This is a genomic window from Pedobacter heparinus DSM 2366 (assembly GCF_000023825.1).
Classification (GTDB): domain Bacteria; phylum Bacteroidota; class Bacteroidia; order Sphingobacteriales; family Sphingobacteriaceae; genus Pedobacter; species Pedobacter heparinus.
In genome coordinates, this window is record NC_013061.1 from 1,970,750 (window position 1) to 1,982,742 (window position 11,993).

Genomic DNA, 11,993 nt, shown 5'->3' on the forward strand with positions numbered 1-11,993 from the left:
TTGTGGGATTATATTTAATTAAAAACTTTGTTTTTAATTAAAACCTTTCTACATTTAATATACATTCTATCCGTCTCCATGCGCTAACGCTCAAGCGCTTACCTGCTTTTTTATGCTGTACCTATAGTTCAATTTATTAATCTATCCTATATTAATATGCCTGAATCATCTCCCCTCGAAAACTACCTTCGTCTGATCCACGACCTTAAGGACCAACCGGAAAACAAAAACACAAGCCTTGAAAATTTAGTGGGTTTACTCCAAAAGGCAGACCTTAATGCCGGCAATCTCAGCGTACTGAAAAATGAAACAGCCTCAGTAATCAAAGAAAACATTGAAAACAGCAGTTTGCTGCGCAAATTTGCCAATGTTAAACTGCCGGATAAGGCCAATGAATATCAGGTGGTACGTAGGGAAATGCCGCTTTCGGCTATTGCCATGCCCGGAACGGAAACATGGCTGGGAAGTTTGGCCAGTCCGGAAAAAACAATGGGCCCCTTTAAAGCCGATGATGGCAGGTTGTATTGGTTTGATTTTTACAAGTATGAAAAGCTGGTAAAGATTTATGTGGCTGGTGATTCCAGACCTTTGATGCTGGTTCCGGTTAGAACAGGCATACTGAACGCCAGACCTGCTATGCAGTTCAATCTGGCAAAGGGGAGCATCTGGATCAGGGCCGACCTGTTTAACATTAAGGCGGGTACAGGTACTTATACGGGTTTAAAAATATCGGGCGGAAAGCTGTTGCTGAACCAGAACCAGACACTGAGTGCCGATAAAATGACTTTGCCCTTAACCACCAGCTTTTCTTTGGAGCTGGAACTGGACAATAGTTTTACTGCCAGTGGAACGGGCGCAGTGGGCATTGATGCACGTATGGCCGACCTGAAATTACCCGCACAGGTAGCTTTTAACTATGCGAACAATAAATGGACGGTATTTAGACTGGGGACTTGCAGCTGGCAGTTATATGGCGATCAGAAGCGATTTGACTGGATTCCAGATAGCCAGAATACTTTTAGTGCCGACCTTAACCGCGTGCTGATCAGGCTGAAAAGTGATGTGCCCGACTTTACCGTAAACGATTGCAAATCGGATTTTTTTAAACTGCAGGGTACTGCACCTTCAGCTTCTGCAGCCTGGTGCCTGGCAGTAGCCGAACTGGATATCGACAAGCCTTTTGCAATCAAAAACAATGGCGGTATTGCCCTGGCCTGTAATGTGGGTTTACAGGCGATATGGAAAGGCGCAGGGAATGGTTCGGATTGGGTAAGCCTGAACAGGCCGGTACTGCTGGCCGAACCAGGTTTGATCTCTATCCGTGAACAGCTGGCTGATTTTAAGTTACTGGAAGAACAGTATACTTTATGGAACAGGGAAGGCGATATTCCTGTACAAACAAAAGCCAAACTTTCTTTTTTACATAAGAAAAAACTGGAGTACAACAGTGCTGAAGAGGGTGCAGAAAATATTTCTGTACTTGCAGATGTGCAGTTTGAAATTGATAAACCCATAAGGGCCGACGGAATTGCGGTTGCCCCGGCTACCCTGGACAGTATTTATGTGAAATATATCACAGAAACAGCCAGCCAGATGATGGTATGGGACCAGGATATGGCAACTGAAAATAAGGCTGAAAAACCATACCAGTTTGCCATCCGCAATGCTTATTTTATAACCACGCCACCGGCTATGGTGATACTGTCGGGTAGTTTTGATGAACAAAACCTATTGAAAACAGGCAACCTGACTATATTGTATGGTTTGCTGGACCTGATTCCGACCTTACCACATCCTTATACTTCCCGCACATTAAGAAAAGAAAGAAATATAGGGGTTTACAGAGATGTTGCTGCCTATAACAGAAGTGCAAAGTGTATTCTGGCCTCTGTTTGTAAATGGGACCATGACAATGGCCTGGGGGGATTGGTTAATGTAGATTTTAAGTTGATGTACAGTCAGCTGGCAGGGCTGCCATTGTTTGGTGGCAGTTTGGATGACAACTCGGGAAGCCCGGGTGTACTGGGTGCTTACGGGCACCTGACGAGTCCGGAAAGCATCACTTATTCTGAAAAATACAGGAATGGCGATGAACGGCGCCAGGATATTTTCTCTTTGCTGGACCTGAGTACCAATTATGATTTGCTGGGCATTTCTATGTCGTTTGACCAGCGAACAGCATTTACAGAGCGTTATGCAAGTGTGCAGGCCAGCAACCAAAGCGAGGTGGTAACAGTTGAGCGCATGCAGCTCCGTGCCCCAATGGCCCTGTTAAACGGCTTTACACTGCCACATATTTCCTGGGAACCCCTGATTAACCTGAGTAAGCCCCTGGTTAGTGCCGATCCGCCTGAAGGCCTGATTGGCTTTAAGGACAATGGGCCCGCGACGATATTTACACAAAATGACATCAGGTCTTTAAGCATTGACCCCAAGGCTTATATGAACCGGTTTAAGCAGAACCTTAAACCAGCGGATGGCATAGTGGTTAGCGCCGGGGAAACCCAGCTGACGGATGCAGAAAGGGCCAAATTGCAAAGCAGTGTGCTTTTTGGTTTGCCCAATGGTAAGCTTTCTCTGGCTTATTTAACGCCCTACAATCCAGATCAGGCGCGCATGAACAGCAGGCACCTTGATTTTATACAACCAGAATTTTCTTTAACTAAAAATACGTTTAAGCTTAAAGGAGGCATGCAGTTCAGGATTGCTGCCGAGAAACCTGATAATCCGGAGCTCCCTCCATTGTTAACGGGACTTACCAAGCAGGAAAGAAACCTGACGGACCCTTATGGAAATGAGATTGACAAGAGCATTTTAGGGCAAACTGTACATGATATTTTTAACAATGTGTTTGCAGCGGGGGTTAAGGATGATGGGGTGCCGCTTACTCATATTGATTTTTCTGGCTATGGTGCAAGTACCTTTAGCAACTGGTTAAAACCCCTGGCCAAATATGGGGATGTGACCCAGGTTAAGTTTGATGTGATGAGGGGCAGGGTAGCCCACGAGGTGGTACAGGTAATCAGTGTACTGTACCCATGGGGAATTACCGTGATCAGGACCATTACTCTTTATCGCAGGAACAATGCAATCATTTTTAGGGAAGACAGTGGCTGGATTGCCAAGAGTGACGGCTTGTTCGATTTTTCTTTCAGGGCCCGTAACAAGGCAAACGATAAAAACAGTGTCGGCTTTTTCCAGAATCCTTATGTGTTTCATCCAGGTGTAATAGAGGGCTTGTTTAATGTGCACAACATCAGGGAAATAGATGGTGACGTGATGGCACTGCCTTATACACCTGAAGATGGCGACTATAGGGTAGCAGGGAATGGTTATGTGACTGATACCGGACCGGCCAGCACAGTGCCTGCCCGGTTTATAGGGGTAACTTTTGATGCGGATGTGGCCATAGAAAATGTAACCAGCGGACTGAATGGAAAATATGTAACCGGCAAGCAGTTTAAAGGTTATTTGCAGGTACTGCCCTCTGGTGTTCCTGTGCCTGCCGATACGTTCAGACAACTGATGCTGAACAGCCAGAATTCAATAGGCGGGAGGGTAGATTGTGCGGTTAGCCTGGCCAAAAGTTTGCAGCTGATGCAGCTGGAGCGGGTAGAGGTAAATGCCTCATTTGAAAAAGATGATGAGACGAAGCATGTGTTTATTGTTGCCGGAAAAGGATCGGTACAGTTGCCGGCAGATGGCAGCTGGAGTGTGGTGGAACTGGATAAGCAGAGCGGTGAGGTAAGCCCTGTGGCCAACAAACAGAGTGTACCACTGATCCGGATAGGTGAAAGGGCCCGTGACAAAGCGGGTTTTGTACTGTATGGCAAAAGTCCGGTTTCGCAGGTGGCTTTTCCGGATGCTTTGCTGAACAAGGTAACTTTTTTGCGGCGGTATGGTTATGTGCAGAATACAGGAACACAGAAATTGCTGCTCGGTGATCCAAGATATGACCTGAACAATCCGCTGGCCATGATTACAGAGGCGCCTTTACTGGCCGATAGTTTCAGGTTGCTGAACAGCAAAGGGCCTTTTCCGAACATGGTGAATGCTTTGCAGATAGAAAATGTAGTTGAATCGGCCACAGATATCCTTTCTACAGGATTGTCTAAAGCGATTAACAATTTTCCTGTTCCGGATCATTTTGAATTTGATGTCATTGGTAAAGCAGGCGATGCTTTCAGGATGTATATCCAGTATAAAAGTGAGACAAAAGGTGGCACAAAATCGGGCACATTGGTTAATTATGTAACCGACTCGGCCGCAGGGGGCGACAAATGGAAAAATGAGCTGAGCAATATGAGCATTGTGGTAGACCTGGCCTCTTTTAAATCGCTGATGACGATTAGTGGTGATTTTAAGGCCAAAGCTTCGGCCAGCCCCGGATTTGATTCGGGCAATGCCCCACAGCTGAAACTGGCCGAGCCACTTGAAAAAATATACCAGATACTCGAATTCCTGGATAACCTGGACCCGACACAGCCGGTTGAGGCGGTAAAAAAAGGCTTGCAGATTGCCATGAGCAATGCGGCAGATTCATGGGAATATAAGTTTAAGGCTTCTAAAGAAATCCCTTTTGTGAAATTTCCCTTCGATCCGATCAATTACAACTCGCCAACCACACCACTTAAACTGGACGCCTACTTTAAAATTGGCTGCTATTTTAATCAGCCAATGAAAATACCCAATACGATAGACCAGATCATTCCCTCGGCTGGTGCATTTTTGGAGCTTGGTGCCGATTTAAGGGTGATGTGCGTATCGCTTGCTGCAGCTACGGTGTATGCAACCGGAAGGGCAGAAGTGGGCCTGGCTGCCGATTTGAAGAACCCGCCAACGCTCTATTTTAAATTTGGCTTTGGTATAGAACTTTGTGTTGGCCTGCCGGTAATAGGCAGTGTATCTGTACTGTATATGGTGGGGGTAGATATGTCGCTGAATACCGAAGTACTTATTGTAGGTGCATTTATTTATTTCAGGGGCCGTGCAGAGATCTTCGGGGGCATTGTAACCGTAACCATCCAGATAGAAGCGGCCGGAAAAATAGAGAAACAACTGGGTGGCGGACCAACCAGCTGCATTGCCATGTGCACCTTCGCTTTAGACATCAGCATTTTCTGGGTAATTGACATCAATTTCTCCGAAACCTGGCAGGAAACCCGTCAGATTGCTTAACCAACAGAACAACTACCATGGAACCAATAACCCTATGTATCCTTAGCTTTCCTCAGCGTTATGAAAACGGCAGGATTGTTTTCAATATTGTGATTATACCCCGTAACCTGAACCCGCTGGCACCTTTAAAAGACGGTCAGCCTGCATTTGCCGATGCACAGCTTAATTTTAAGGCGATGGTGATCAACAGTCTGGACGGACTGCCTTTAACAAGCGGTGTTAATTTTGAACTGGAAACTGAACTGGAAAATCCGGTAGAAAATACCCGCCCGGTATGGGAAGCCTTAAAGGCCCAGCTGGAAGAGTTTGACGGCAGGAAAATTGATGAGGACGAAACCAGACTGCAAGAGCAGAAAGCTGGTGCTACTATAGAAAAATATAAAGACTGCGCCATCCGTAAGTACCTGCCGGAAAGTTACAGGGCTGCTTTTAATTTTGTAAAGCCCAAAACAAGGTATGCATTAACAGGAGATGAATACCAGTGTGCGGTAAAGAATAAGGACAAACAGGTTAGCGATGAGCCGACCGACAGGGATACGCTTTCCTGGGGGAAAGTAATTGCCTATTGCTTGCGTAATCCTTTACTTGCCCAAAAGGTAGGCCTGATTTATAAGGCCTCTGTTCGTTTCCCGGAAAATGAAAAACTTTTTGAGGAAGGTGGCTGGCTGTATACGGAGCTGGCTGCGGGCAGCGATTTTGCGGGGATTGGAAAATTGCAGTTTGCAGCAAGGATACCTGCACTTAAAGGAAAAAATGAACGGATATTGTTTGCGCCGGTACAGTTTCCGGTAAGGGAGCTGGCCGAGAACAATACCGGCTATGACGAAATTATGCGGGAAGCCATTTTTTATGATGATGGCTTTGCCAAAATTGTACATGCCAACCAGCCTGTTAACCAGGACCTGTTGCAGGAGAAAGATAAGTCTAACCCACCTTTAAAAGATATTGGCCTGCGCCTGGGCTGGGATGATGAGCAGATTGCCATCTGGTTTAACCGGCAAATGCTGCAAAAAGAGGAACAGACGGGTAATCCGGTAGAAGCCCCTTTAGGCGTGTTTGGGTATCGTGTAGATGTTAAAACAGCTGATGATGACCGATGGCATAGCCAGAACAGCGTGATTGCTGAAAGGAGTACGGCACTGGCACAGGGCCGTATTCAGATTGCCGAAGCAGGAGCAGTGCTGGAACCAGGGATAGAGGTGCACCCCGCATCGCATGGCAATTCTAAAGCAGATGGTTTCTGGCTGCCCATGTATTTTAGCAGCTGGGCAGGCAAGCCGCTGACCATCGCAGATAAGGATGCGGAGGAGATCAACAGGCTGACGCATGACCAGATGGTACAGCCACGCCCCGACCTGCCCGACAATACCATCAATAGCATTGCCAAGAAAACCTATCATCCTTACGTTCCCGACCCCGAGCATGTATTTCCGCTGGTTTATGGTCGTAAATACCAGTTTCGCATCAGGATGATGGATATTTCCGGTGGTGGCCCCCTTGTGGGTGATGAACCTGTAAACGGGGGCGAAAGGCCGGTTGCCAAAACACATTTTAAAAGATATGTTGCAGCAGGTAACTTAAACCTGCTGAATGCAAAAGAGGCCTACGATTTGCTTGTGGAAGGGACGGCTGCGGTACCACTTGCAGATACCAGTATCCTTGAAAACATAGTGGATGCCAATAATCCTGTTTTAAGAATTAAAAGGCCCTTGCTGGCTTATCCGGCAGTGGTATATACCGGTAAGTATACAGATGCGGTAGCACAGTTAAAGGCCATACTGGACAATGTACCTGCCGGACCAGATAAGAGCAGCGTAGATATTGGCCTTGCCGATCCGGATGTGGATTATTTTAAAGTGAGCGTAGAGGTAAAGAGCCTGGAAATGGACAATGTGCTTTCGGAAAGTGGCAGGGAGCCTTATATTTTGTGGTATGAAAAGGAATATGAACTGGACAAAGCTTTAAATAAATACGACCAGGAGTTTGCCCTGAGTGTGGTGTACAGGGATTTTAAAGTGCTGGATTTTGAAAATGGCCTTGCGGATAAGGGTAGTGCTGCAGAGCTGGTATTGCCTACATCCAGGCACCTGCGCCTTACTTTTACACCGATCATTAAAATGGCCGATAATAACTATGCGGATGAGGGTATTCTGGAAGGGAAAAAGATCAGGCTGACTTCCTTTAAACCGGCCAAAGATGAAAGGGACTTGTTACAGGCCACAGAAATGGGGCTTAAGGCCATTTATCTGCAGCCCGAGCATGCTGCCGACCAGAATAAAGTAATTGGGCAAAAGAATTTTATGGTGCTTAATATCCTGAAAAGCAGTACCCCGCCAGAGCTTTCCAGACTGGCAGATGCACTGAACCTTAGTGCGCATAACCTGACCATAGAGGGCGAAAAGGGCAGGCGTACCCAATTTGGCTGTTCTAAACTGATGCGGCATTCGCTGGCCCCGGATTCTTCTTCGGTGTCTTTTTCTTCGCTAGGGGAATTGTATAACCAATGGATAATTGCGGTAGATTATACCTTAAAACGCGACTGGGCCTGGGATGGGCTGATGCCTGAAAGTGTTTCTGTGTACAGAAAATGGAAGCATGAGCTGGATGTGGATTATCCGGCGGTGGATGAGCTGGCAGGAACCATCAGGCTTTCGGATACGGCAAACATCAATGCCTTATATGATGCCGACCGGGAAAGTACACGCCTGATATTTCTGGATGCCTTTGATCCGAAAAAAGCGAACGATGCCTTTCCTACGGAAACCATGCTGGAGTACAGGATAGTGCTGAATTTCAGACCGGAATTTTCGGGTAGCCTGAAAGATGTTGATCCTGAGACGGGAAAAGAGGAAATAACTGCCGAAGTACATTTGCCGGTAACGATTATTCCGCACCAGGTACCTCAACTGGTTTCGGCAGGTATTGCTTTATCGCCTTATGTGGCAGATGTGGAAAGGTATGCTTCAACAGAGATGCGGCAGCGGTTTTTATGGCTGGAAATGGCAGAGCCCCCAGCCGATCCGAACGATACTTATTTTGTAAGGGTGCTGGCCAATGCGCCCGACCCATTGCTGTGCAACATGAACGGGGAGCTGATCAGCTACGATCCGGCCGATCCGCCTTTGGGTATCAATGAGGAAAAGATAAGGGTGATCAGTCCGGGTATGGACAATGATTTTGCGGGAATGGGTGCGATGCAACAGATGATTGCTGAAGACAATACAGGGGGCAATACCAGGTATTATATGGTGCCTTTGCCACCAGGGTTGCATGCAGACAGTGATGAGTTGTTCGGTTTTTTTACTTATGAGATTAGACTGGGGCATAAAAAAGAACTTTGGAGCACTGCACAGGCCAGATATGGCAGGCCGCTAAAAGTAAACGGTGTGCAGCACCCGGCACCTGCATTAAGCTGCAACGCCTTCCGGAGAAAATATGAGGTTTGGCTGGGATTGAGGGGCAGGGTGCTGGAAAATAAAAAGATACCCGTTGGACTTTTTGAAAATAATGAAAGGCCTGGCAGGGGGAAGCGACTGGTTAAAAAAATAACCAATAATGAACTGGTGATTACAGCGCCTTTTGCCATGGCGGTCCTGAACGGAAAAAATGTATCGGCCCGGCCACCACAAACCAGTTTATGGTATATGTTGTATACGCAGGTGAGGCAGGCCGATGGTATGAGTTATAGGAATTTGCTGATTGATTCGGACCTGATGCCTTATGTGCCTTTAAAATCTGATAAAAGGGAGGATGGTACCTTATATGGTACAGCAGTACTTAAATTGGAAGATGTGGAAGCAAAGCTGGTGGCATTAGGGCTGCCCGCCAACAGCAGTTTGAGCGTATTGTGCGTAGAGATGTTTCCGCTTGACAATACCTGGCATATGGAATCTGGCCGTAATGTTCAGCTGGCAGCAGCTTCGGGACGAAGGAAAATCATCAATCCGCTGACTGAAGGCCTGGGTGGCTACCGGATTTACCGTACGTCGGCATTGGTTCCGGTTGCTGATGTTTGCTGTGACGATTGTTAAAGCTTAACTTTACCGGCTCAGTTAAAAAGATGAACCATGTTAAAAGAAGCATTAAAATCACTCTTTACAAGAGACCTGAACAGACTAAAAGCTGAAATTGAGCAATATCAGCACGAACAGCATATCTGGCATGTTGACCGGAACATAGCCAATTCTGCGGGTAACCTTTGTTTACATCTGGTGGGCAACCTGAACACTTATGTAGGGGCTGAATTGGGTAAAACTGGATATGTAAGGGACAGGCCTTTAGAGTTTTCTTTGAAAAATGTACCAAGAGCTGAATTGGTACGTATGGTTGAAGCGACCATTAAGGTTGTAAACGAAGCGCTTGAGCCACTGACTGATCAGGACCTTGAAAAGGATTACCCACAGGTGAAAATTGTGGAGGGGGGAAGTTCTGTTGCTTTTATGCTGATCCATTTGAGCGGACACCTGGCTTATCACCTTGGGCAGATCAATTACCACAGGCGGTTACTGGATCTGTAAGGTATATAAACAAAAATGCCGGATATTTTTATCCGGCATTTTTGTTTAAGGTCTGTAAGGTTTAATTGTCGAGCAGACTTGCAGCCGCATCGTCCAGAAACCAGGTAACCCCGCCATCAATCGGATTGATCAATTGTGCGGGATAGAGTCTGGTATTTCTTTTTTTGCTTTCAATTACTTCTTTTACCGCTTTAGCTTTGTTTTCGCCAAAAACCAGGAAGGCAACATTTTTTGCCTTATTGATTAAAGGGGCGGTAAAGCTGATGCGATAGGTAGAGAGTTTTTCTACAAATACCGAATCGATCTCTACATTTTTATTGTTTAAAATATCCGTACCTGGAAACAAGGATGCAGTGTGTGCATCATCGCCCATGCCCAGCAAGATGAGGTCAAATACGAGGTCGGCCCCGTCAAAGTGTTTTACAATTGCTTTGTTGTACTCTATAGCGGCTTTTTCGGGCGCCAGGGTAGTATTTACATAAAAGATCTGGCTTTCAGGAATGTTAAGTGGGTCCAGTATGGCCTTTTTTGCCATCAGGCCATTATAACTTTCATGTGTAGGCATTACGTTACGCTCATCACCAAAAAAGAAATAAACTTTGCTCCAGTCTATTTGGTCCTTATAGGTAGTGGCCAGCATTTCGTACAGGGCCTTTGGCGAGTTGCCACCTGTAAGTACAAAATTGAAGCAGTCTTGTTCGGCGATGGCCTTGTTGGCTATTTTGATGATATAAGCGGCAAGGTCTTCGAGCAGTTCAGGCTGTGTTTTATAGATCAGTAAGTTCATTAGTCTTTATTTAAGGGAAGCGTAAACCAGTGGAAGCCATCCCTGGCAATCAGGGCCTCAGCATCTTCCGGACCCCATGAATCTGCGGTGTAATTCGGGAAGCTCAATGATTTTTTACTTTCCCAGGCATTTACAACCGGCATTAACAGTTCCCAGGCACTTTCTACCTGATCGGCACGCATAAACTGGGTCTGATCGCCCGTCATCACATCCAGTAATAAAGTTTCGTAGGCTTCAGGACTTTCGGTGGTATAAGTACCTTTGTAATCAAACACCATGTCGACAGGGTTAAGTACCATGTCTAATCCTGGTCTTTTACCTTGTACCTGCAAACGGATACTCATTTCTGGCTGAATGCTAATGATCAGTCGGTTTTGTTGCCAGTGTTCGGTTACCGTTGAAGGGAAAATATGGTGGGGAACATCTTTAAACTGAATGGTAATTAAGGATGAAGTTTGGAACAAGCGTTTACCGGTGCGCACGTAGAAGGGAACACCCTGCCAGCGCCAGTTGTCGACAAAGAACTTAATGGCGGCAAAGGTTTCGGTATTGGAATCGGGAGCAACGCCGGTTTCGTGTCTGTATCCCGGTACTTCTTTTCCTTCAACCCATCCCTTGGTATACTGGCCCCTTACGGTGCTGAAACGGATGTCTTCAGGACCAAAAGGACGCATGGCTTTCAGTACATCTACCTTTTTATTCCTGATTTCATCGGCGTCAAAGTTAACCGGTGTTTCCATACCGATTAAACATACCAGTTGCAGCAGGTGGTTCTGGATCATATCCCTTAACGCACCGGCGCCCTCGTAATATCCTCCTCTGTCGCCCACACCAAGTTGTTCTGTTACTGAGATCTGGACATGATCGATATAAGTACGGTTCCACAGCGGTTCCAGAAAAGAATTGGCAAAACGGAAAGCCATAATGTTTTGTACGGTTTCCTTACCCAGATAATGATCTATACGATAGATCTGTTTTTCTGAAAATATGCTGGTCAGTATGCAGTTCAGTTCTTTTGCAGTTTCCAGGTCGCGGCCAAAGGGTTTTTCAATTACAATTCTGCAATTGTCTTCATTGCCTGCAAGTTTGTATTTGGACAGGCATTTTGCAATAAGCGGGAAGAGGTTAGGGGCCACGGCCAGGTAATAGAGAATCTGGGTGTCGGGGCCGAATTCCTTCTGATGCCTTTCAATATTTGCTTTCAGGTCGCCAAAAGTTTCAGGTGCTTCTACATCTACCGGACTGTAAAAAACATGTTCGGCAAATTTATTCCATTTTTCCTGTTTGACTTTACCTGATCTTGAAAAGCTGTTTACACCATCCATAATGGTTTCCCTGAATTTTTCATCAGTCAGCTTTCGTCTGGCAGTGCCAATGATGGCATATTTCTCCGGCATATAACCATCCGAATAAAGGTTGTAAAGAGCGGGCGCAAGCTTGCGCAGATTTAAATCACCGGTACCACCAAAAATTACGATTATGGTTGGATTGAGGCTGATACTTGTCTTCAT

At 46.1% G+C, this 11,993-nt stretch carries 5 protein-coding genes; 3 read left to right on the plus strand and 2 right to left on the minus strand.

The annotated features are described in order from the left end of the window. Positions 1–156: 156 nt before the first annotated feature. From PHEP_RS08360 to PHEP_RS08370, 3 genes are read left to right on the plus strand one after another with little or no spacing between them, the layout of a single operon-like run. The gene (locus PHEP_RS08360; protein WP_015807496.1) at positions 157–5,178 is read left to right on the plus strand and encodes a hypothetical protein; all 5,022 of its coding nucleotides are present in this window, start codon (positions 157–159) and stop codon (positions 5,176–5,178) included. A gap of 17 nt (positions 5,179–5,195) precedes the next feature. Further along, on the plus strand, positions 5,196–9,209 hold the full coding sequence (locus tag PHEP_RS08365; RefSeq protein WP_015807497.1) for a hypothetical protein: 4,014 nt from the start codon (positions 5,196–5,198) through the stop codon (positions 9,207–9,209). A 36-nt stretch (positions 9,210–9,245) separates the two neighbouring features. Further along, on the plus strand, positions 9,246–9,695 hold the full coding sequence (locus tag PHEP_RS08370) for a DUF1572 family protein (protein WP_015807498.1): 450 nt from the start codon (positions 9,246–9,248) through the stop codon (positions 9,693–9,695). Positions 9,696–9,756: 61 nt separating this feature from the next. Here the strand turns inward: PHEP_RS08370 and pgl are convergent, their stop codons facing one another. Next, positions 9,757–10,482 carry a 6-phosphogluconolactonase gene (pgl, locus tag PHEP_RS08375; RefSeq protein ID WP_015807499.1) on the minus strand — a complete coding sequence of 242 codons (726 nt, stop codon included), beginning with the start codon at positions 10,480–10,482 and terminating at the stop codon, positions 9,757–9,759. Then, the gene (gene zwf / locus PHEP_RS08380; protein WP_015807500.1) at positions 10,482–11,993 is read right to left on the minus strand and encodes a glucose-6-phosphate dehydrogenase; all 1,512 of its coding nucleotides are present in this window, start codon (positions 11,991–11,993) and stop codon (positions 10,482–10,484) included. Before zwf ends, pgl begins: the two co-directional genes overlap by 1 nt.